Origin of the sequence: Mesorhizobium sp. L103C105A0 (genome assembly GCF_000502215.1) — a bacterium.
In the GTDB taxonomy this organism is placed as follows: domain Bacteria; phylum Pseudomonadota; class Alphaproteobacteria; order Rhizobiales; family Rhizobiaceae; genus Mesorhizobium.
Genome location: NZ_AYXF01000014.1, coordinates 1 through 21,331 on the forward strand (window position 1 = coordinate 1; position 21,331 = coordinate 21,331).

Consider the following 21,331-nt stretch of genomic DNA (forward strand, 5'->3'; position numbering starts at 1 on the left):
GCCGTATCCGGGATGATGATCCCGCCGGCGGTCTTGGATTCGGATTCGACCCGGCGTACGACCACGCGGTCATGAAGCGGGCGGAACTTCGACTTTGCCATTTTTTCTTCCTCGAATGAGAACGGTGAGAGCTGTTCCTCGATCCGGCGGTGCCGGATGTGCGTTAGCACTCACCTGGGGAGAGTGCTAACGTGCGCTGAAATAAGCGCGTGGCTTTCGAGAGTCAAGGCGAACGGTGAGCACAATTGTGCCAATTGGAGCCGTGCCGCGATCCGACGGCAGACCCTACCGGCGCCGCGGCGATTTAAGCACCAGAAGCGGACAGCGTTCAGCCAGCCCATAGGTCCCTGTCGGCGCGAGGCGGACACTGTCAAAAAACCGGCTCGCCTCTTCGACCAGCGTCGCCGCCGGGGCGAAACTGTAGACAGTCTGCGAATTCGCATAGACATCGATGGTGCCGATGACCGGCATCTCCCATCCGGTCGTCGCGGCAAGGGCCTCCCGGTCGGCAAACAGCGCATCGAAGGCGTCGAGGATCGCCCGCACCGGAATGGCGCGGTCGGGATCGCCGCCGGCACAAGCCATGGCAATGCGCCATTTGAGTTCGTGGAAGGTCGCGACACCACCGGACAGCGTCAGCGCCCGGACCTCCTGCAGATCGTCCGGCACCTGAGGGCTTGCATAGGCGCGCAATGCAGCCCGCCCATCGGACTTCAGCACACGCGCGATCTCGGCAAGCAGCGCCTGCCGTGCAACCGAGGAGTCCAGCGCCGACAGACAGCCGTCGCCGATCACCGCCCCGGCGCTTTCGTCGCCCAGCGGCAACTCCAGCCAGTTGCCGATCACCGCCTTGCGTGAGGCGGTATCGCCCGGCCAGATGCCCGATATCATGGCAGTGGACTCGTCGATCGCGAGCATGGGCCTTCCGAGGCCGGCAAGCTCCGGCGTGACCCCGAGCAGCACCACATCGACTGATTGCAGGCTAAGTTCGCGCTCATAGGCGGCGACAGCTTCCGGGGGCGGACACAGCGGCGACCCGAGAAGCCGCCAATGACGGCGAATTGCGTCCCAATGCTCAGTCATGCGGAACGGTTTGGGGAAAGGCTGGACATATTTCCTTCCAGGCTGTTGGTTGCCTTGCGAGTTACCTCATGCAGGAAAGGCCATGGCCCGCATTGCCGTCATAACGCATGAATTTGACCGCTTCCAGAGCCGGCGGGGCCTCCTGCTGCGCCAGGACAGCCCCTACATGCTGTTCGACGTCCTGGCGGAGCTGAAACGGCGCGGTCACTCCGTGCAGATCATGCGTGGACCCTCGGCAAGTCATAACGCCGATATTGCCGTCCTGCATGTCGACGCGACAGTGACGCCATCGGACTATGTCGACTACGCGCGCGGATTTCCGATTTGTCTCAATCTTGGTGCAACCGACATTTCCAAGCGCCGCATCAGCGGTGCGATCCTCGAGGAGGGTGCCAACTGGAGCGGCCAGGTCATCGTCAAGAGCAACCTCAATCATTGGGGGACGCCCGAGGAGCAGCTCAACCGAAAATCCGTTCGCGCCGGCAAGGCAGTGCCTTTCCCGGGCGCTCAGACCTTCGACCGTTATCAGGTGCATGCCTCGCTGGCCGATGTGGCGCCGGAGATTTTCAGGCGTGCCGACCTGATCGTGGAAAAATTCATTCCCGAAATCGAGCCCGACGGGTTTGCGGCGCGGTTCTGGATATTCTGCGGCGATCGGGAGCGCTGCACCCGCTATGTCTCGCCGCAGCGCCTGGTCAAGGGCGACGACACCGTCCGCCGGCAGCCGGTTGCGGTTCCCGACGAACTGCGCGCCTTGCGTCGGAAGCTGGGCTTCGACTATGGCAAATTCGACTTTGTCGTGCATGAGGGCAGGGCCGTGCTGCTCGATGCCAACAAGACCCCAGGTCGCGCCAGGAACCTGTCGAAGATTGTTGCCGCCGGCACAGCCAACCTGGCCGACGGCTTCGAAAACCTCATCCACCAGACCGGACGGGGTCGAATCGGGCGCTAGAGAAACAGTCCCAACTGCGTATGGATGATCGACCGGTAGTCCTCGATGGTGTGGCGGCTTTCCTCCTGGTCCTGGGTCAGCGCCATGCGCACGACGCCGCCGGCCAGCTGGAAGATCAGGAAAACCATACGGCCGAACTCATTGCGTCGCTCTGGCGCGAGAAAGGGGCCGACATGGTCGCAGAACATCGTCGCCTGGTGCCGGGTTTCGGCGATGTCGAGATTCTTCAGCGCCTTGTCAGCCTGGATGGCGTTTTGCAGGTCCTGAATGGCGGGGTCGCCGGCGACGCGCTCATGGTAGTCGTCGAGCAGCCGGTCGGCCGCAGCGATAACGTCGCTCAGCCCGCCGACGTCGGCAACGATCGCGGCAAGCCGGGCGCGGCTCACTTCGGAGAATCGCTCGTAGAGCATCGCCAGGATCGCCGACTTGTTGGGGAAGTAATGATAGACGGTGGCGATCGGCCCGCCGGCCTGTGCGCCGACTTCCTTCATGGTGACGGCGTCGATGCCTTTCTCGCCGATCAGCCGCATGGTCGTCGACAGGATGGCGTCGATGCGCTCGCGGCTGCGCTCCTGTTTGGGCCTGCGCCTCGGTTCGGTCGTCATCTGCACTGCTTCGTTCATGCCGCCATCCTCTCGATCGCCCAGACCATTCGATCGCCAAGACCATCCCCAGCCTTGTTGGTGCCAAGTCCCGCTACTGATTGACAAACGAATATGATCGAGTATCAGTTTCTAAATGCTGACAGACTGTCAGTTTTTTTGCCGTCAGGCAAGGACGTTGGGAGGCGACCGTGACTTCTGCTGGTAACGCGGATGCCGGGAACGGCGACTGGCTGGTCGGCAACCCCACTGGGGCGCAACTCGCCTCGGCATTGTGGATCGGCTCGGTCGGCCTGCTCATTCTCGGGCTGCAGCCGGTGCTTCTCGGCGCGCTCTACAGCGAAGGGCATGTCAGCGGTGACGAACTCGCGCTGGTCGCCACGGCGGAGATGATCGCCATCGGCATCGGATCGGCGGCCATCGCCATGATGCTGTCCGCCCACAATATGCGCTTGAAAAGTGCCGTCCTTCTGCTCTTGCTGGCGCTGGCGAACGGGGCGACCGCCTATGCGCTGACCTCGACCTCGCTGATTGCCGCCCGCGCGGTGGCAGGCCTCGCCGAGGGTGGGCTGGTGGCGGTCGCCACGGAACTGATCGCCCGTTCACGCCGGGCCGAGCGCATCGGCGGCTTCTTCGTCACCCTTCAGACCCTGGCGCAATGCGCCCTTGCCCTGCTGCTGGCGCTTTACGTCATCCCGGCCGCCGGATCGGCGGGCGGCTTCATCGTTCTTGCCGTCGTCTGCATCGCCTCGGTGGCCGTCGCCTTCATCGTCCCGGATAGCTATGCCGACCTGCCCAAGGAGGAACAGTTCAGCAATGTGCTGACCGTTCCTTCGCTTGCCGCTTTGCTGAGCGTCTTCTGCTACTTCATGTTCTTCGGCTCGGTCTGGGCGTTTCTCGAGCCACTTGGCGCACAATACGGCATCGATGGCCGCACCGTCGGCCTGATCGTCTCGGCCAACCTCGCATTGCAGGTGCTGGGCGCAATGACGGCTACCGTCTTCGAGGCGCGCATCGATTACCGCTTCGCCATCGTGGCGATCGGCGTGGTCGCCGTCGCCAGTTCCGTGATGCTCGCCGGCAGCCCCGGCCTGACGGTTTTCTGGGTCGCGGCCTTGATCATGGGCTTCATCCTTCTGTTCATCGTGCCCTATCAGATCCGGCTGGCGATCACCGCCGACGAGACGCGCACGGCCGTGCTTCTGGTGCCGGCGGCCCAGCTTTTCGGTCTGGCGATCGGCCCGGTCGNCGACGAGACGCGCACGGCCGTGCTTCTGGTGCCGGCGGCCCAGCTTTTCGGTCTGGCGATCGGCCCGGTCGCGGCATCGCTGCTGATCGACGGCAAGGATTTTCGGCCGGTGCCGGAATTTGCCGCCGCCAGTGCTGCGGCCAGCGTTGTGCTGCTCGGCCTGTTCGTCCTGATCGCACGGCGCCGCCGCGCCATCGCCTGAGACACGACCGGGGGAGCATCTCCTCGATACTTGACTAAGTCAAATAAATGACCGATCGTTGATGGGCAGGAGGCTTCCCATGACGATCCATCATCAACCCGGCAAGGAACGCATCGACGCGGTGCGGGCTTTCAACCGCTTCTACACCCGCCAGATAGGTCTGCTCGACGAAGGCCTGCTGAAAAGCGCCTTCTCGCTGACCGAGGCGCGGGTGCTCTACGAACTGGCGCATCGCGATGGCCTGACCGCCAGCGATCTCATCCGCGATCTCGGCCTCGACGCCGGTTATGTCAGCCGGCTCCTGAAGAAGTTCGAGCACCTGCAGCTGATTGCGCGCGCGCCGCTGGCGTCGGATGCGCGGCAGTCGTCGATCACGCTGACGCCGGTGGGGCGGCAGGCCTTCGCGCCGCTGAACCGGGCTTCGCATGACCAGGTCGCGGCCTTGCTGGAGCGGCTTCCTGCTGCCGAACAGGACCGGCTGGTCAAGGCCATGCAGACGGTGCAGCAACTCCTGAGCGACAGCCCGGAGTCCAAAGTGCCGTATATGCTGCGCCCCTTGCAGGTCGGCGACATCGGCTGGGTGGTGCGCCGCCAAGGACAGATCTACGCACAGGACTATGGCTGGGACGAAACCTACGAGGCGCTGGTCGCCGAAATCCTCGGCGCCTTCGTAAAATCCTTCGATCCAGAATGGGAACGCAGCTGGATTGCCGAACGGCAAGGGGAGGTGGTCGGCTCGGTCTTCGTCGTGCGCAAATCCGACGCGGTGGCGAAGCTGCGCCTGCTCTATGTCGAACCATCGGCGCGCGGCCTCGGCATCGGCAAGCGGCTGGTTCAGGAGTGCATCGGCTTTGCTCGTGCCAAGGGCTACAAGACGCTGACCCTATGGACCAACGACATCCTGACCGCCGCCCGCCACATCTACGAGAGTGCCGGCTTCAGGCTGGTGGACGAAGAGCGCCATCACGCCTTCGGCAAGGATCTGGTCGGCCAGAACTGGAACCTGGAGCTGTAGCGGCGTTCAGGCCACCGGGACCCATATCTCCAGCCCGCCATTGCCGCTGCGCGGATCGAACTCCGGGCCGTAGCGCTCGAATTCGGGGCCGTCGGCTATATCGTGCCCCGAGGCCGGCAGCCATTTGTTCCAGATCGTGTTGACGGTGCGGCGGATGGTGGAGATGTGCTCGGCATGGGTGAACACGGCGTATTTCTGCGCCGGCACCCGCACCCGCGAAAGCTCCTTCGGCAGGTCCGAGAAATCCGAAACTTCGACCCCGGCGATATAGTCGAAATTGCCGGCATCGTCGCCATTGACGCAGACGCCATAGGCGACGTCGCCGGTCTCGCCCGGGATGTTGCCGATAAAGGGACCGAAGCGCTGCCACTGCATCGGAATGGCCGCACTGGTTTCGCAGCTGTAGCGCTCGCCGAGGCCGGCAATGAGGAAGGGACGGCCGGTCTCGAAGCGCGGCGGCGGCAGTGAGGCGAGGAAGGACTGGTCCATCAGGATCGGCTCCACCAGGTCGAGATTGCTGAGGCTGCCCTGCGCGCGCACCAGTTCCGGCGTCGTGCCGAACTGATCGCGGAAGGCGCGGGTGAAGGCTTCGTGCGAGGCGTAGCCGGCATCGAGCGCGACAGCGAGGATGTCGGGCGCGCCGGAAGCCAGCTTGCGCGCCGCTTCGGTCAGCCGGCGCGCGCGCATATAGCCCATCACCGAACGGCCGGTGGCGGCGCCAAAGGCGCGCGTCACATGAAAGCGCGAGACGCCGCTGCTTTGCGCGACATCCTCAAGCGAGATCGCTTCCGGCAAATGGCTCTCGACAAACCACAGCGCTTTCTCGGTCGGGTTCATGAGTCTCCTCTCATTTGGCCACTCCATGCTGCCGGCTTTTTGCGAGGCCAGTTTGATCGAAATTGCGCCTGTCGTAAAATCGAAGGGCGCTGGTCGACTGTGGCAGGTCACCATCGTGGAAAGCCGCTGCTGGGCGGCCTCGGCCTGGCTCGCTGGGACAATATCCGGGCGCGCTGGGTGCGGGCACCATCCTTGCCTATGCCCTGTGGAACCACCGCCGGCTCGATGCCTTCCCCGCCGGCGAAAGTGCCGCCGAAAGCCTAGGTGTGCCGGTGGCGAGGACGCGCAAGACGACCTTTCTCCTCGCGGCGTTCTCGACGGCAATTCACGTCACGGTCGGGAGGTCATCCGCAACCGTTATTGACTGTGCCATGACCGCATCTGCATGGCTGCCATCCCTCTTTTTCGGCTCTGGCGCAATGCGGCGCCTTGAATGGTAAGCACGCTTATAATATATACCGCTCATGGTTTCCGACGGCATAGATAGATTGGGCTTTTTGATCCACGACGTGCAGCGCCTCATGCGCAAGCGCTTCGAGGCGCGCGCCAGCGGTCTTGGCCTTTCCTCGGCACAATGGCGGCTTCTGGTTCGCGTCGCCAAGGAGGCCGGCGTCGCCCAGGCTCGCCTCGCCGAACTTCTCGAAATCGAGCCGATCAGCGTTTCACGCCTCGTCGACCGGATGGAGGAGGGCGGCTGGATCGAGCGGCGCTCCGACGCAACTGACCGGCGCGTGCGCATGATCTTCCCGACAGCCAAGGCGAACGCGGCCTATGCCGAGGTCAAAAGCCTTGCTGGCGAAGTTTATGAGGAATCGCTGGTCGGCGTTTCGCCGGACGACCGCCGCGTCCTTATCCGGGCGCTGGACACCATCGTGCAAAACCTGGCGGACGGCGAGACGTCGTCCTTGAAGAGTACGGAAGGGGCAGCAGCATGAACGCGGCAGCCAAGCTGGACGAGAATGTAACCAAGATCGAGACGCCGGCAAAGCCGGCCGCCGAAGCGCCTGCACAGCCGGCCGCAGCACCTGTCGCGGTGGCTCCCCCGGTTCAACCCGCTCCGGCTCCGGTCAAGAAGCGCCGCCTCGGCCGCTTACTGCTGATGGTCGCCCTGCCGGCCGCGCTGGCCATTGGTGGCGGTTATGTCTGGGTGACCGGCGGCCGCTATCAGGAAACCGAGAACGCCAATTTGCAGCAGGCCAAGGTGTCGATCGCCTCGGACACCGCCGGACGCATCGTTCAGGTCGGCATCTCGGACAATCAGCAGGTCAAGCAGGGCGATGTGCTGTTTGCCGTCGACCCCGAGCCCTACCGGATTGCATTGGCGCAGGCCGACGCGGCGGTCGCAGTCGCACGCGTCGGTATCGAACAGCTGCGCGCCGCCTACAGCCAGGCGCTGGCGCAGGAAAAGTCCGATGCCAGCCAGGTCGACTACGCGCAGTCGCAGTATGACCGCGCCGCCGACCTTGCCCAGAAGGGCATCAACGCCAAATCGTCGCTGGACGAGGCCAAGAACGATCTCGACAAAGCCAGGCAGCAACTGGCCGTTGCCGAGCAAGGCATCATCAGCGCCAAGGCGGCTCTCGCCGGCAATCCCGATATCGAGACCGACAAGCATCCGACGGTGATGGCCGCACTCGCCGCGCGCGACAAGGCCGCCTACGATCTGGCGCAGACCACGGTCAAGGCGCCGGCCGACGGCGTCATCAGCCAGGCCTCCTCGTTCAAGATCGGCCAGTATGTCGGTTCCGGCACGCCGCTGTTTGCGTTGGTCGAGACCGGCGACACCTGGATCGATGCCAATTTCAAGGAAACCCAGCTTACCCACATGAAGCCTGGCCAGAAGGCCGAGATCGTCGTCGACACCTATCCGGGCAGAACTTTCGAGGCCACCGTCAAGGCGATCGGCGCCGGCACCGGCGCGGAGTTTTCGCTGTTGCCTGCTCAAAACGCCACCGGCAACTGGGTCAAGGTCACGCAGCGCATTCCGGTGCGCCTGGAGCTGACCGATGCCGACGCCAAAATGGCGCTGCGCACCGGCATGAGCGCCTCGGTTACGGTGGATACCGGCGTGGCCCGCGGGTTCCCCGCTATCTTCGGCCACGCCGCCGCAGGCGAACCACAATAGACTGTGAATGGACCGTGATCTCGAAAAGCAGGATCACGGCCCGGCAGAACGCCCGCCGCAGGCGAGGTGAAGTTGAGATGACAGGATCGGTCCGACGGCAGGTTGAACGAGGGGTGGATTGGACCGGGCCGCATCGCGGCCTGCCCAGAACCCGGACCACTTCGGCGCTCATCCTTCGGACCTTGGATTTCCGGGCGGCAAGCGCCTGATGTGTCGAGACCTTCGATCGATGTAACCCCCACATCGATAGATCGCGTCCCACCGCGATGAGGGTCTCTTCACCAGAGAAGGCCTCGCCGCCCGGAAACCTAGTGTACACGTTTTTGTTACCTGTCGGAAGTTCCGCATCATGACCACACCAGAACCTTTCAAGGAAGTGCCGCATCGCGGCTTGATCACCGTGGCGCTGATGCTGGCGACCGTCATGCAGGCGCTCGACACCACGATCGCCAATGTCGCGCTGCCGACCATGACCGGCGACCTCGGCGCCTCGCCCGACAACATCAACTGGGTGTTGACCTCCTACATCGTTGCCGCTGCCATCATGACGCCGGTGACCGGCTGGCTGGCCGACCGCTTCGGCCGCAAGGAACTGTTCCTGGCGGCGGTTGTCGGCTTCACCGTGTTCTCGATGCTGTGCGGTATTGCCTGGAGCCTGGAGAGCATAGTGTTCTTCCGGCTGATGCAGGGCGTGTTCGGCGCCGCCATCGTGCCGCTGTCGCAGACCTTCCTGCTCGACATCAACCCCAGGGAACGCCACGGCCAGGCGATGGCCATCTGGGGCGCCGGCATCATGCTGGGGCCGATCCTGGGTCCGACGCTGGGCGGTTGGCTGACCGAGAATTTCAACTGGCGCTGGGTGTTCTTCATCAATTTGCCGGTCGGCATCATCGCCTTCCTCGGCATGGCAGCCTATTTGCCGGTCATTGCCCGGCGGATACGCAGCTTCGATTTCTTCGGTTTCGCCATGATTTCGCTCGGCGTCGGCGCACTGCAGCTGCTGCTCGACCGCGGCGGCGAGGTCGACTGGTTTTCCTCGGTCGAAATCTGGATCGAGCTTGCTCTTTCGATCACCGGCTTCTGGGTGTTCATCATCCACACACTGACGGCGGAACGTCCTTTCATCGACCCCAAGATCTTCCTCGACCGCAATTTCGTCACCGGTCTGGCCTTCATCTTCGTCATGGGCGTGCTGATCCTGGCCTCGATGTCGCTGCTGCCGCCGATGCTGTCGACCATCTTCGGCTATCCGACCGTGACCATCGGCGTCGTCCTGGGGCCGCGCGGTGTCGGCACGATGATTTCGATGCTTGTCGTTGGGCGGCTCATGAGCAGGATCGACGCCCGGATCCTCGTCGTCATCGGCTTTCTGCTCACCGCGCAGTCGCTCTACACCATGTCCTCCTTCACGCCGCAGATGGACAATTGGCTGATCCTTAGCTCCGGCGTCATCCAGGGCCTCGGCATGGGCATGGTGTTCGTGCCGCTGTCGACGGTGGCCTTCGCCACGCTCGACGTGCGCTTCCGCACCGACGCCACGGCCCTGTTCAGCCTGGTTCGAAATCTCGGTTCGTCGATCGGCGTGTCGGTGGTGACGGTTCTCATGGTGCGCAACACGCAGGTCAATCACACCGAACTGTCGGCTTTCATCAACCCGTTCAACCCCAATTTGTGGGCGGCCTCGCCGGCGGCAGCAGGCGGCGATCCGACGGCACTTTCGCAGGTGGACCGCATGGTCAACATCCAGGCGATGATGATCTCCTACGTCAACGACTTCAAACTGCTGATGGTGATGACGCTGGTTGCCATTCCGTTTGTCTTCCTGCTGCGCAAGCCGAAGACCGCTCCGGCCGGCGCGGCCGCTCCTGCCGCGCATATGGATTGAGGCGGGCGCCGGTAGCGCTGGCAGCAAGCTGGTTGCCCCTGATGATTGTTGCTCGGATGATCGTCAAAACCCGCGTGTGCAAAAGAATATCGATAATGAGCCGTTGGAAGTTGATTTGAAATGACATTTGCACCTTTGGTATCTGGTTGCTGACGCCTCCAATTCCGTTACAGTTCATCTTGAATTAGCACATCTGTAACATTGTCAGTCGACTTTCGTCTGGCACGACAGAGGCCCTTTCTTGTTTCAGGTGCCAAACCGGAGGAGGTCTGTTTGGTCACGAAGTCATCCAGAAGATCCGTCGGGGCGCGCGGGCCGGTGGGCGTAGCCGCATTGGCAAGACTGGCTGACGTTTCCTACGATACGCTCGAGGGAGAACTTCGCACGACCATTGCGGGTCTCGAAGGGCAGACCCTGCGCTTCGAGACTGCGATCGAGAATATTTCGCAAGGCATCTGCTTTTTCGATGCCGATGAACGGCTGATCCTGAGCAACCGGCGCTATGCGGAAATCTACCGCATTGCGCCCGAGGAATTGCGGCCTGGCGTGACACTGAGCGAAATAGTCGAACGCCGCGTTGCCGCCGGCACGGCGGCGACGGCCGCCGACACCTATCTCGCAACGGCTCGCTCGATCAATTCGGGCAAGGCTTCGCGGCTCTGGACCGCCAAACTTGTCGATGGTCGCACAATCCAGATCCGTAACCAGCCCATGCCCGATGGCAGTTGGATCGCCACGCATGAGGACATCACTGAACTCCTCGCCAATCGGCAGATCGTCGACGAGCGCATTTCGCTGCAGGCGCTGATCGACTGGGTGCCCGATTATCTCTGGGTCAAGGATACGCAAAGCCGTTTCGTCGTGGTCAACAGCGCCCTTGCGACCGATAGCGGCCGCAACAAGACCAGCGACATGATCGGTTTGACCGATTTTGATCTCCACCCCCCGGAAGTTGCGCGGAAATTTCGCCTGGTCGAGCAGCGCCTGCTCAAGAGCGGACAACCAATGATCGACGCGGAAGAGTTTGTCGTCGATGCGTCGGGGAACGGCAAATGGCTTTCGTCGACGAAGGTGCCGTTGCGCAATCGCCAAAATGAAATCTTCGGCCTGGTTGGCATCGCCCACGACATCACCGCCCGCAAGCAGGCGGATGTCCTTCGCAGCGGGCAGGCGCAGATCCTCGAAATGATTGCCACGAGCGCGCCGCTGGAGGACGTGCTCGACCGCCTCATGCGCTTCGTCGAGGCTCAGTTGAAGGGGATATTCGGTTCCGTCCTGCTGCTCGACAAGGACGGCATTCATTTGCGTCACGGTGCGGCGCCGGGCCTGGCGAAAGCCTATACGAGCGCCATCGATGGGGCGGCCATCGGTCCCAAGGTGGGATCCTGCGGAACCGCCATCTACCGGCGGGAACCGGTCATTGTTACCGATATTCTGCAGGATCCGCTTTGGGACGATTACCGCGAACTGGCGGCACCCCATGGCTATCGTTCGTGCTGGTCAACCCCGATCCTGTCGCATCGGGGCGTCGTGTTGGGCGCCTTTGCCATGTATTCGATGACCGTGCGCGAACCCACCCATGCCGAGACCCGCCTGATCGAATTCACCACACACATTGCCGGCATCGCGATCGAGCGCAAACTGGCGGAAGACCAGATCCACTTCATGGCCAACCATGATGCGCTGACCGGCCTGCCCAATCGCGCTTTGCTGGAGGATCGGCTTTCCCAGGCGGTCCTCTACGCGCAGCGATACAATCGCTGGATGACGGTGGTGTTCATCGATCTCGACAATTTCAAACTGGTGAACGATACGTTTGGCCACAATGCCGGCGACGAACTCCTCAAGACCGTCGCCAGCCGTTTGGTTGGATGCGTGAAGGCCACCGACACCGTCGTGCGGCTTGGCGGCGACGAATTTGTCATCGTCCTGTTCGACCAAACCACCAATGTCGATGTGGTCTCGGAAACCCTGCAGACGATCAGGGATGCGATCGCGGAACCGGTTCTTGTCGGAGAGCATCGGCTGAGAACGACGGCCAGCATCGGCATCGCAAATTACCCGAAGGACGGGACCAGCCCGGATACGCTGTTGGCCAATGCCGACGCCGCCATGTATCGCGCCAAGGAATTCGGCCGCGACAATTTCCAGTTCTATGCCCCGGAGTTCAACTCAACGGCACATGAAAAATTCCTGCTTCAGGAGGAATTGCGAAACGCGCTCGCCCGGTCGGAATTCGATCTGCATTATCAGCCACAGGTGGATCTGCGATCGGGGCAGGTTTTCGCCGTCGAAGCGCTGGTGCGCTGGAACCACCCGACGCGAGGCCTGGTTTCGCCGGCGATGTTCATCCCGACCGCCGAGGAGACCGGGCTGATCGTGCCGCTCGGCGACTGGATCCTGCACGAAGCCTGCCGGCAGAACAAAGCCTGGCAGCGCGCCGGTCTGTCGCCCGTAACCGTCTGCGTCAACGTGTCGGCGCGGCAGTTCCGGGAGAAGAACCTGATCGACCGCGTCGTCAACGCATTGAAGGAAAGCGGCCTGGAGGCGAGGTATCTCGAGCTCGAAGTGACGGAAAGCCTGATCATGCAGGATTTCGAGCTGGCGGTCGCAACGATGAACGGACTGCAAAAGCTCGGCGTGCAGATATCGATCGACGATTTCGGAACAGGCTATTCCAGTCTCAGCGCCCTCAAGACGTTTCCGGTGGCGCGGCTGAAGATCGACAAGTCCTTCATCAACGATCTCGCGACCGACGAGAACGATCAGGCGGTCACTGGCGCCGTGATTTCCCTGGGGCAGAAGTTGAACCTTCGGGTGCTGGCCGAAGGTGTCGAAACGGAAGACCAGGTCGCCTTCCTGCGCAAGAACAATTGTGACGAGGTGCAGGGCAATTATTTCAGCGAACCCCTGTCGGCCGGGGATATCGGCGAGCTGATCGCGAAAGGCTGACGGCTGGCTCGCGCCGTAACCGCTGGCTGCTATTTTCCGAGCACCAGGCTCCAGTAGCGGATGGCGCTGTCGCGTCCGTCGCGTACATAGGCGAGGCCGAAGCGGCTGAAATCCGGATCGAGCATGTTGCGGCGGTGGCCAGCCGAATGCATCCATATGTCGAACAGTTTCTGCTGGTCGAAGCGGCCCTCGGCGATGTTCTCGGCGGCGGCGCCCCGCACGCCATTGTCCTTCATCCGCGACGCGAAATCCTTTCCCCAGCCCGTCGTGTGGCTCATGCGCTCGCGTGAGGCCATATAGCCGGCCTGCTGCCGAGCGGCCTGCTCGAGCTGGGCGTCCGGCACCAGCGCCGGCAGTCCGGCCGAAGCTCGGATGCCGGCCAGCGTCGCGGTGGCCGAGGACGACACACCGGCGCCTTCGCCGGTCGGCACCGAGACCGTGCTGCAAGCAGCGAGGCCGGCCATGGCTGCAAGGCCGATCAGCAGTAGGCGCCTGTTTGGTTTTGGACTTGCTGCGCCAGAGCGGGTTTGCGCGAGCGGGTGATTGGTGGTGCAGATCATTGTCATGCCTGCCTGACTTAGCGGCGATCATGGCTTTTGCCGGGCAGGGCTGCGAAAATCTCAATCGCTGGCCTCCGTGCAGGTTCGGCCGGCCGATTCGAATGGGAAGGTCGGCGGCCGATGTAGTCTCGGCGCGCTGCGTCGATCAGCGTTGCGCGTCGGTCGCCATTTTAAGCGCCAGCCCAGCAAGCACCGTGCCCATCATCCAGCGCTGGATGACCATCCATAGCGGCCGTCCGGCAAGAAAGGTGGCGATCGAACCGGCCGTTACCGCGATGATGGCATTGACGGTCAGGCTGATCGAGATCTGCGTGGCGCCGAGCACCAGAAGCTGCGACAGCACATGGCCCTTGCCCAGCGAGATGAACTGCGGCAGCAGCGACAGATAAAGCACCGCCACCTTGGGGTTGAGGAGATTGGTCATCAGGCCCATCGCGAACAGCTTGCGCGGCCTGTCCTTCGGCAGTTCGCGCACCTGGAATGGTGAGCGCCCGCCGGGCCGCACTGCTTGCCAGGCGAGCCATAGCAGATAGAGCGCGCCGGCAATGCGCAGTGCGTAATAGGCAAACGGCACGGCAAGCAGCAGCGCGGTGATGCCCAGCGCAGCCGATACGACATAGAACAGAAAGCCGGCCGCCACGCCGCCGAGCGAGATCAGCCCGGCCTTGGGGCCTTGCGACAGCGAGCGCGAGATCAGGTAGATCATGTTCGGCCCGGGCGTCAGCACCATGCCCAGGCAGACCAGCGCGAAGGCTAGATGGTTGGCGGTTTCGGGCACGGGCAATCTCCGGGAAGCGGTGACGATACCGAGCACGCGTTTTGACTCACCGCAAGAGCATGATGGCCGGAGACTTTGCGCCAGCGTCGAAAATTGGCGAAAGCGGCGAAGCCGCCAATTTCCCCCGCAAGGGGGAAGATCAGCAGCTTCAACCCTCAGCTCACCACGCGCAGGTTCGAGAGCTCGTTGGCGATTTCCTTGAAATTGTCGGACAGCGTGGCGCCGGTCGCGTTCCAGAACAGTTTTGCAGGCTTGCTCGGGTCGGTCGGATCCTTGCGGAAGCGCGAGTCCGACGAGCACGTCTTCAGTGCCTCCATCGCGCTCTTGTCGCCGGCGTCGGTCGTCGACATATCGAGCGCCACCGTCATCACCATGATGTTGGCCGCCTTGGCGTTGTTGCACAGCGTCGCCATCTGCTCGTTGAGCGCGGCGGTGTAGTTGCTCGACGAATAGTTGAGCTGGCCGATGGCGCTCGACGTGCCGCCGAACAGGCGGGTGACCGCAGTGCCGTTGTAGCCAACGCCGGTATAGCCATAGCCGGCATAGGTCGACTTGTTGCCGGCGGGGTCGGAACTCACCGTCGAATAGGTGTTCTCGCCGTCGGTGAGCACGATGACCACCTTGTCATTGCCTCGTTCCGTCTCAGGACGTCCTCCTGTGAAAGGCTCCGTGCTGGAGACGGTGCGCCAGCCCCAGGCCATGCCTTCCGGCACATTGGTGTTGCCGTTGGGCGCCATCAGGTCGATTGCTGCCTTGATCTTGGTCAGCCCGGCGGCGTTGGCGACGTCGGTCAGCGGTGTGATCGGCGTGGTGGTGCAGCTGTAATTCGGACCTGCACCCGTCCCCAGCACCGGAGCATTGATCGGCCGTGGCTGGAAATACTTGGCCATGTTGGACTGCCTGGTCTTGCCGGTGGTGCTCGCCGGATCGTCGTTCCACCAGCTGTTGGCTGCGCCATAGGTCTTGGGGGCCACCTCGTCGGGGTCCTGCGTTATGTACCAATGATTGCCCGGCTCGTCCGGCGCGAACATCGGCACGAACATGGTCGCGGGATCGCCGACGCCGGTGCCGGTGTTGTTCGGTCCGCCGGAGGCCGGCGCGTCGGTGACATTATAGGGGTAGGGACGGACCTCGACGCAGCCCTGCCAGCTGGCGAACGGTCCGTATGTGTCGTTGTAGTCGTATTCGTTGTGGCTGTCCGAGCATGTATGATTGGCACGATATTTGTCGCAGACCACGCGTTTGCTGCCGACGATGCGCTCGTGGCTGGTGACCACTTTCATGTCGCGGTAGAGCGAGAAGCGGGTCAGCATCTGCCCCTCCTGCTCACCCCAGCCAGTGCCTTTCTTGTACCAGATGCCGCCGATCTTCTGGGCATATTTGTCGGCTGCGTTAAGGGTGGACCAGGCGAAATTCTCATTGTGGATGGGCGACAGCCCGTAGGCGTCGATCCACGACGCGTTGTCGTTGCTGGCGCCGACATTGACCGAGGCGGCGAACGGCACAAGGCTGAACTGGACCGGCTTGTCGATCTGCTTGATCATCGCGGCCTGCAAGGCAAGCGTGTCGACGAGCTGCTTGGCGGCTTGCTTGAGAAGGTCGATGCGCTTTTGTCCGGCACCCGTGCCCGTGTTCGACATCGACCCCGAATTGTCGAGCACCATGGCCACTTCCAGCGTGTTCTTCAGCCGGACTTGCGAACACACGGAGTAGGTGACGTTTTCCGACGTCCTGCCGATCAGCATCGCCGCTGCCGGCAGGAAATAGGGCTTGTAGACCAGGCTGGCGCACAGCTTGACGATGCCGCCGCCGGTCGTGCTGCTGGGCAGCGTAACGCTGAGCGTCGTGTCGGCGGGATCGACGTCGTTGAGGTTTGCCTTGAAGAAGTCGAGCGCATAGGCCCGCAACTGGTCGTCGGTGGCGCCTTCCACCAGCCGGCGCGCGGTGGCGAAGTTGGCGGCGTCGAGCGCGTTGACCACCCTCTGCTTCTCGCTGACCACGCCGGTGTAGTCGACGGCCATGGCCACGCCGCCCATCAGTGGCACCATCGCCACAACGGTCATCAGAGCGTAATTGCCGCGGCGGTCACGCCAGAAGTCACGCCGGAATGTGCGCCAGAGTTCACGCATGTGATGTAAGCGGCCCCGCCTGCGGATTCTTCAATGCCGCCACAGTTTCACAAAACGTTGAAGGACGGGTTTGGGAAACTGCTCGATTGCGCGGATAGCGCTTCACCAGGCGCTAACCAAATGCGCCAGCTGCCGAACGCAAAACGCCCCGCCGAGGCGGAGCGCCTTGTTCGAAAGATCGCGCCGATCAGCTGACGATGCGCAGGTTCGACAGTTCGTCGGCGATTTCCTTGAAACTTTGCGACAAGGTGGCGCCGGTCGCGTTCCAGTACAGCTTCGCCGGTTTGCTCGGGTCGGTCGGATCCTTGCGGAAGCGCGAATCCGAGGAGCATTTCTTGAGCGCATCTATGGCAGTCTTTTCCGCCGGCTTGGAACTAACAAGGTCGAGCGAGACGGTCATCAAGAGAATGTTCGAATTCTTCGCATTGGCGCAAAGGGTTTGCATCTGCTCGTCAAGCGCGGCCGTGTAGTTGGTCGCCGTATAGGTTGTCTTGGCGACGGTCGTGTTGACGAACAGGCGGGTCGCAGGCTCCACTGGCTTCGGAAAATTAGGGCCGGTGTAGCCATAGGCGGCGTAGGTCGATCCATTCTTGGCGTAGTTGCTGGTCATGTCGTTGCTGGGGCCGATGCTATAGGTGTTTGCGCCGTCGGTCAGGACGATGACCACTTTGTCGTTGCCTCTTTCGGTGTTCGGCCGGCCTTGCGTAAAAGGCTCGTTGCTCGACACCGTCCGCCAGCCCCAGGCCAGCCCTTCCGGCACGTTGGTGTTGCCCGTCGGGGCCATGGCATTGATGGCATCCGTCAGGATTTTCTTGCCATCGGTGGTGGTTATGTCCTGCAACGGCGTGATCGCGGCGGTCGTGCATGCCGAATTGGGTCCATCATCGGCCGCAGCGGCTGCTGCGTCCCAGGGCTTTGTCAGAAAATACTTGCGCATATCCGCCTGGCGTTTGGGGACAGTCAGCGTGTCGGAATAATCGATCCACCAATTGTTGGCGTAACCCCACGTCGATGTGCTGGTGCGAGTTGTGTCGGTCCAGAAATTGCCAGCTTCGTCCGGCGCGAACATCGGCACGAACATGGTGGCGGGCGTGCCAGTGGTCGGCGACGTGTCGTCGTCATTATAGGGATACGGCCTCGCCTCCACGCAGCCCTTCCAGGCTTCGTATTTGGCGACGACGGAGGTCTTGCAAGTGCCGTTCGAGTTTTTCTTCGTACAGGTCGTTGCCATCATGTCCTGATAGAGGGTGAAACGCGTCATCTCCTTGTCTTTGTCAGTGCCCCAGCCCGTGCCGCGCTGGTAGTAAACGCTGCCTACTTTTTCGATCCATTTGGTGGCATTTGCCGCCGCTGTCATCGTCGACCAATCGAAGTTCTGATGATGGATCGGGGAAATGCCGGTCGTGTCCAGCCACGTCGGCAATGGAGCCGGGGGGATCGGAGCGCCGACATTGACCGACGCAGAAAACGGGACCAGCGAGAACTGCACCGGCTTGGTCACCTGCTTCATTTGTGCGGCCTGGAGCGCCATTGTATTGACAAGCTCGGTCGCGGCCTTCTTGAGCAAATCTATTCGCGGCTGGCCGGTGCCGGAGCCGTTGATGCTCATAGAGCCGGAATTGTCGAGCACGAGAGACACTTCCAGCGTGTTTTTGAGGCGGATCTCCGAGCATGCCGATGTTGTGACGTCGGCGGCGGTTCTTCCGATCATCATGGCCGCTGCCGGCAGGAAATAGGGGTGGTACGTCAATTCGGCGCACAGCTTCAGCGTGCCACCACCTGCGTTGTTGTTGGGAAGCGTCACCGTCAGGGCCGTATTGGCTGCTTTGACGCGGCCGAGATTGGCTTCGAAGAAATCCTTCGCATAGGCCTTGACTGCCGTGTCGGTCGCCCCGGTGACGATCTGCTGTGCCGTGGCAATCCCGGCGGCATCCAGCGCGTTCAGCATGTTCTGCTTTTGGCGCAAGAGATCGGTGTAGTCGATGGCAAGCGCCAGCGCGCCCATCAAGGGCACCATGGTGATCACTGTCATCAAGGCATAGTTGCCGCGTCTGTCGTTCAGAAATCTGCGGATCATGCCTTCAGCACCCCTGCCAGGACCCCAATATCGGTCCGAAGATGCCCACAAAATCGTTAAATTTCAGGTTGCTGAAATGCGTTCAACATGGGCCCATCTTTTCAAGGCTCGTTAACCACTCGGCCCTGGTGATCAGCGGTGCGACATTGTTTCGATAGACCGAAGCTCGGAGAAGGGTGGTTCCTGCCTGTGCAACCTTCGATCAGCCGTTGCGCAACAGCCTGGCAAGTGCCGAAAAGCTGGTGACAGGATGAAACGCTTCGGTTAATGCGGGGCCGGTTGCGGCGGACCGTCGGCTGCAGCTCTCGCAATGATCGTCACAGCAGGTAAACGGCATGGCGGATTCGCCTGATATCATCGGCTCGCTCGCGGATTTGTCGGGCGCCTACTCGGCCATCCTGTGCGATGTCTGGGGCGTGATCCACAATGGCGAATGGCATTTTCCGGCGGCTGCCGAAGCGCTTGCCGCCGCGCGTGCGGCGAAGGTCCCGGTCGTCCTGATCACCAACTCGCCGCGCCGCAATGCCGATGTGGTGGCGCAGATGAATGCGATCGGCGTTCCCGCCGCCGCCTACGACCGCGTCGTGACCTCAGGCGATGTGACCCGCGACCTTATCGCCGAAGGCCCACGAAAAATCTTCCATATCGGCGCCGACCGCGATTTCACCCTCTATGACGGTCTGGACGTCGAGCTCGTCGAGGAGTTCGAGGCCTCCGGCGCGGTCTGCACCGGGCTGTTCGACGACGAGGTGGAAACGCCTGAGGATTACGCCGATCTGCTGCGCCGGCTGCGCGCCAGGAACCTGCCTTTCATCTGCGCCAATCCCGACATCGTGGTCGAACGCGGCGAGCGCATGATCTGGTGCGCCGGCGCCTTGGCGCGCGACTATGCCCAGCTTGGCGGCCGCACGCTGATCGCCGGAAAACCTTATGCGCCGGTCTATGACGTAGCGCTGCGGGAGGTTGCCGTGCTTCTAGGCCGAGACGTCGCGCGCACCGAGGTGCTGGCCATCGGCGACGGCATGATGACCGACGTCAAGGGCGCCGCCGACAACGGCATCGACGTGCTTTACGTCTCGGGCGGCATTCACGCGCGCGACTATGGCGATCCCATGCAGCCGGACCCCGCCAGGCTTGCAGCCTTTCTGCAAAAGCACGGCTACCGGCCGGTCGCCGTCATTCCGAGACTGCGGTAGGGTTGCTGCATGAGCGCAGCTTTCGAACACATTTCAGCAACCGCGCCGCTGCCGCCGCATTTGCGCGGCGGCGTGGTGGCGATCGGCAATTTCGACGGCGTCCATCGCGGCCACCAGGCGGTGCTCGATCGCGCGCTTGCCGAAGCCGGGCGGCGCGGCGTGCCGGCGCTAGTGCTGAGCTTCGAGCCGCATCCGCGCAAGGTGTTCAGGCCCGATATGCCGCTGTTCGTATTGACGCCGCCGCCGATGAAGGCGCGGCTGCTGTCGCATCTGGGCTTTGCCGCACTCGTCGAACAGCCGTTCACGCGCGCCTTTGCCGGCCTGTCGGCCGAGGCTTTCGTGACCGATGTGCTGGAGACGAACCTCGGCATCACCCATGCCGTCACCGGCTTCGATTTTCACTTCGGCAAGGACCGGCAGGGCGGTCCTGCGTTTCTGATGGCGGCAGGCGAGCGCCATGGTTTCGGCGTCACCCTGGTCGACGCCTTTCGCGACGAGGGCGCCGAGGTGGTGTCGTCGAGCCGTATCCGCGAGCTGCTCTGCGAGGGAGAGGTCGCCGAGGCCGCAGGCCTGCTCGGCTACCGCTTCACCGTCGAAAGCGAAGTGATCGGCGGCCAGCAGCTCGGCCGCACGCTCGGCTTCCCGACAGCCAACATGAGGCTTTCGCCGGAAACGACTCTGAAGGAAGGGATTTATGCCGTCCGCTTTCGCCGCGCCGACGGCACGCTCTATGATGGTGTCGCCAGCTTCGGGCGTCGCCCGACTGTCGACGACAATGGCGCGCCGCTGCTCGAAACCTTCGTCTTCGACTTTGCCGGCGATCTCTATGGCGAGATCTGCGACGTATCGCTCTTCGGCTTTTTGCGTCCCGAGGTGAAGTTCGATGGGCTCGATGGGCTGGTGGCACAAATGAAGCGCGACGAGGCGGAGGCGCGCGCGCTGCTGGCCGGCGTCAGGCCGCTTTCGGATCTGGACGGCGCCATCGCTTTTTGAGCCTTCCGGCCGCTTACCTCTTCAAGCCCCTACTTCTTCAACGCCAGTCCGAGAGCGATGAAGCTCCAGCCCTGGAAGATCAGGTCGATGGCCAGGAACAGGCCGAGCACCCACAGGCTGTTGACCGGCCAGCCCATGGCGATGGTCAGCCCCGCCAGCACGCTGATCAGGCCCGCCGCGACGACCCAGCCCCAGCCCTTTTCCGGTCGGTGGCTATAGCCGACCCAGGCCCTGAGCGCGCCTGAAGCGACCAGCGCCACCGCCAGCAGCAAGGTCAGCACCGTCGAGGCCAGCAGCGGATTGTCGAAGGCAAAGAAACCGGCAACGGCATAAAGCAGGCCGCTGAGCAGCCAATAGAAGAAGCGACTCCAGGTCTTCACGCCGAAGGCATGCACGATCTCGATGATGCCGGCCATCAGCATCAGCCAGCCCACGACATAGACCGAGGCGACGGTGGCGATGAACAGATTGCCGAAGGCAATGCCGCCGAAGATGAGCAGCAGCACGCCGAGCGCGACGAACCACCCCCATTTGTCCCGTGTCCGGCCGATCGCATCTTTCAGGGTATCACCGTGCAGGGTCATGGCTGCATCTCCTCGAAATCGCCTGGCACCTTGCCGGGAGGTTAGCCCCGGCTGTAGCGGACGTCCAGCCGATGGCGACGGCTAGCAAACAAACAAAGCGTCGGTGGCTTGA

At 62.7% G+C, this 21,331-nt stretch carries 17 protein-coding genes and 2 pseudogenes; 10 read left to right on the plus strand and 9 right to left on the minus strand.

Translation table 11 applies throughout. The features are described from left to right. Both X727_RS139085 and X727_RS139080 read right to left on the minus strand, forming a co-directional pair. Positions 1-101, minus strand: a pseudogene (locus X727_RS139085) (co-chaperone GroES); the annotation flags it as partial. A 184-nt stretch (positions 102-285) separates the two neighbouring features. Then, positions 286-1,083: a methyltransferase domain-containing protein gene (locus X727_RS139080; protein ID WP_023835098.1), complete on the minus strand. Its 798-nt coding sequence runs from the start codon at positions 1,081-1,083 to the stop codon at positions 286-288. A gap of 82 nt (positions 1,084-1,165) precedes the next feature. Here X727_RS139080 and X727_RS139075 point away from each other — a divergent pair, with 82 nt between their 5' ends. Beyond that, on the plus strand, positions 1,166-2,035 hold the full coding sequence (locus tag X727_RS139075; RefSeq protein WP_023715203.1) for a hypothetical protein: 870 nt from the start codon (positions 1,166-1,168) through the stop codon (positions 2,033-2,035). On the opposite strand, the gene X727_RS139070 is transcribed toward X727_RS139075, so the two are convergent. Next, complete coding sequence (locus X727_RS139070) at positions 2,032-2,658, minus strand: TetR/AcrR family transcriptional regulator (RefSeq protein WP_023835099.1); 627 nt, start codon at positions 2,656-2,658, stop codon at positions 2,032-2,034. The genes X727_RS139075 and X727_RS139070 overlap by 4 nt on opposite strands. Before the next feature lie 170 nt (positions 2,659-2,828). Between X727_RS139070 and X727_RS139065 the strand changes: the two genes are divergently transcribed. Together X727_RS139065 and X727_RS139060 are read left to right on the plus strand one after the other, a co-directional pair. Beyond that, the gene (locus tag X727_RS139065) at positions 2,829-4,088 is read left to right on the plus strand and encodes an MFS transporter (protein WP_031204688.1); all 1,260 of its coding nucleotides are present in this window, start codon (positions 2,829-2,831) and stop codon (positions 4,086-4,088) included. Between the two features lie 79 nt (positions 4,089-4,167). Further along, complete coding sequence (locus X727_RS139060; protein ID WP_023752081.1) at positions 4,168-5,103, plus strand: helix-turn-helix domain-containing GNAT family N-acetyltransferase; 936 nt, start codon at positions 4,168-4,170, stop codon at positions 5,101-5,103. Between the two features lie 6 nt (positions 5,104-5,109). Here the strand turns inward: X727_RS139060 and X727_RS139055 are convergent, their stop codons facing one another. Continuing rightward, positions 5,110-5,940: an AraC family transcriptional regulator gene (locus X727_RS139055; RefSeq protein WP_023835101.1), complete on the minus strand. Its 831-nt coding sequence runs from the start codon at positions 5,938-5,940 to the stop codon at positions 5,110-5,112. 129 nt (positions 5,941-6,069) lie between these two features. Between X727_RS139055 and X727_RS1000000167085 the strand changes: the two are divergent. From X727_RS1000000167085 to X727_RS139035, 5 genes and pseudogenes are all read left to right on the plus strand, one after another. Beyond that, positions 6,070-6,278, plus strand: a pseudogene (locus tag X727_RS1000000167085) (iron chelate uptake ABC transporter family permease subunit); the annotation flags it as partial. A gap of 126 nt (positions 6,279-6,404) precedes the next feature. Then, positions 6,405-6,875, plus strand: coding sequence for a MarR family transcriptional regulator (locus X727_RS139050; protein ID WP_023705728.1), 471 nt, complete (start codon positions 6,405-6,407; stop codon positions 6,873-6,875). After that, positions 6,872-8,065 (plus strand): HlyD family secretion protein, encoded by a 1,194-nt coding sequence (locus X727_RS139045; RefSeq protein ID WP_023835102.1) that lies wholly within the window; start codon positions 6,872-6,874, stop codon positions 8,063-8,065. Before X727_RS139050 ends, X727_RS139045 begins: the two co-directional genes overlap by 4 nt. A 349-nt stretch (positions 8,066-8,414) precedes the next feature. Then, a complete protein-coding gene (locus X727_RS139040) occupies positions 8,415-9,950 on the plus strand; it encodes a DHA2 family efflux MFS transporter permease subunit (protein WP_023694754.1) in 1,536 nt (511 codons plus the stop codon). A gap of 333 nt (positions 9,951-10,283) precedes the next feature. Further along, on the plus strand, positions 10,284-12,902 hold the full coding sequence (locus tag X727_RS139035) for an EAL domain-containing protein (protein WP_023835103.1): 2,619 nt from the start codon (positions 10,284-10,286) through the stop codon (positions 12,900-12,902). A 29-nt stretch (positions 12,903-12,931) separates the two neighbouring features. Here X727_RS139035 and X727_RS139030 read toward each other — a convergent pair whose 3' ends face one another. The 4 genes from X727_RS139030 to X727_RS139015 all read right to left on the minus strand — a co-directional run bounded on the left by X727_RS139030 (position 12,932) and on the right by X727_RS139015 (position 18,446). Then, a complete protein-coding gene (locus X727_RS139030; protein WP_023682979.1) occupies positions 12,932-13,468 on the minus strand; it encodes a CAP domain-containing protein in 537 nt (178 codons plus the stop codon). A gap of 139 nt (positions 13,469-13,607) precedes the next feature. Beyond that, positions 13,608-14,240 carry a LysE family translocator gene (locus X727_RS139025; RefSeq protein WP_023705731.1) on the minus strand — a complete coding sequence of 211 codons (633 nt, stop codon included), beginning with the start codon at positions 14,238-14,240 and terminating at the stop codon, positions 13,608-13,610. A 155-nt stretch (positions 14,241-14,395) separates the two neighbouring features. Continuing rightward, positions 14,396-16,369, minus strand: coding sequence for a pilus assembly protein (locus X727_RS139020; protein WP_023705732.1), 1,974 nt, complete (start codon positions 16,367-16,369; stop codon positions 14,396-14,398). Between the two features lie 187 nt (positions 16,370-16,556). Continuing rightward, on the minus strand, positions 16,557-18,446 hold the full coding sequence (locus X727_RS139015; RefSeq protein ID WP_023694757.1) for a pilus assembly protein: 1,890 nt from the start codon (positions 18,444-18,446) through the stop codon (positions 16,557-16,559). 335 nt (positions 18,447-18,781) lie between these two features. On the opposite strand from X727_RS139015, the gene X727_RS139010 reads away from it, so the two are divergent. Then, positions 18,782-19,642 (plus strand): TIGR01459 family HAD-type hydrolase, encoded by an 861-nt coding sequence (locus tag X727_RS139010; RefSeq protein ID WP_023671533.1) that lies wholly within the window; start codon positions 18,782-18,784, stop codon positions 19,640-19,642. A 9-nt stretch (positions 19,643-19,651) separates the two neighbouring features. After that, the gene (locus X727_RS139005; RefSeq protein WP_023694758.1) at positions 19,652-20,635 is read left to right on the plus strand and encodes a bifunctional riboflavin kinase/FAD synthetase; all 984 of its coding nucleotides are present in this window, start codon (positions 19,652-19,654) and stop codon (positions 20,633-20,635) included. A gap of 29 nt (positions 20,636-20,664) precedes the next feature. On the opposite strand, the gene X727_RS139000 is transcribed toward X727_RS139005, so the two are convergent. Continuing rightward, positions 20,665-21,219, minus strand: coding sequence for an HdeD family acid-resistance protein (locus tag X727_RS139000; protein ID WP_023671535.1), 555 nt, complete (start codon positions 21,217-21,219; stop codon positions 20,665-20,667). Between the last annotated feature and the right edge of the window lie 112 nt (positions 21,220-21,331).

Coding starts and splice junctions, on each gene's coding strand:
- X727_RS139080 (WP_023835098.1), bottom strand. CDS start 1,083: ATGACTGAGCATTGGGACGCAATTCGCCGTCATTGGCGGCTTCTCGGG.
- X727_RS139075 (WP_023715203.1), top strand. CDS start 1,166: ATGGCCCGCATTGCCGTCATAACGCATGAATTTGACCGCTTCCAGAGC.
- X727_RS139070 (WP_023835099.1), bottom strand. CDS start 2,658: ATGAACGAAGCAGTGCAGATGACGACCGAACCGAGGCGCAGGCCCAAA.
- X727_RS139060 (WP_023752081.1), top strand. CDS start 4,168: ATGACGATCCATCATCAACCCGGCAAGGAACGCATCGACGCGGTGCGG.
- X727_RS139055 (WP_023835101.1), bottom strand. CDS start 5,940: ATGAACCCGACCGAGAAAGCGCTGTGGTTTGTCGAGAGCCATTTGCCG.
- X727_RS139050 (WP_023705728.1), top strand. CDS start 6,405: ATGGTTTCCGACGGCATAGATAGATTGGGCTTTTTGATCCACGACGTG.
- X727_RS139045 (WP_023835102.1), top strand. CDS start 6,872: ATGAACGCGGCAGCCAAGCTGGACGAGAATGTAACCAAGATCGAGACG.
- X727_RS139040 (WP_023694754.1), top strand. CDS start 8,415: ATGACCACACCAGAACCTTTCAAGGAAGTGCCGCATCGCGGCTTGATC.
- X727_RS139030 (WP_023682979.1), bottom strand. CDS start 13,468: ATGACAATGATCTGCACCACCAATCACCCGCTCGCGCAAACCCGCTCT.
- X727_RS139020 (WP_023705732.1), bottom strand. CDS start 16,369: ATGCGTGAACTCTGGCGCACATTCCGGCGTGACTTCTGGCGTGACCGC.
- X727_RS139015 (WP_023694757.1), bottom strand. CDS start 18,446: ATGATCCGCAGATTTCTGAACGACAGACGCGGCAACTATGCCTTGATG.
- X727_RS139010 (WP_023671533.1), top strand. CDS start 18,782: ATGGCGGATTCGCCTGATATCATCGGCTCGCTCGCGGATTTGTCGGGC.
- X727_RS139005 (WP_023694758.1), top strand. CDS start 19,652: ATGAGCGCAGCTTTCGAACACATTTCAGCAACCGCGCCGCTGCCGCCG.
- X727_RS139000 (WP_023671535.1), bottom strand. CDS start 21,219: ATGACCCTGCACGGTGATACCCTGAAAGATGCGATCGGCCGGACACGG.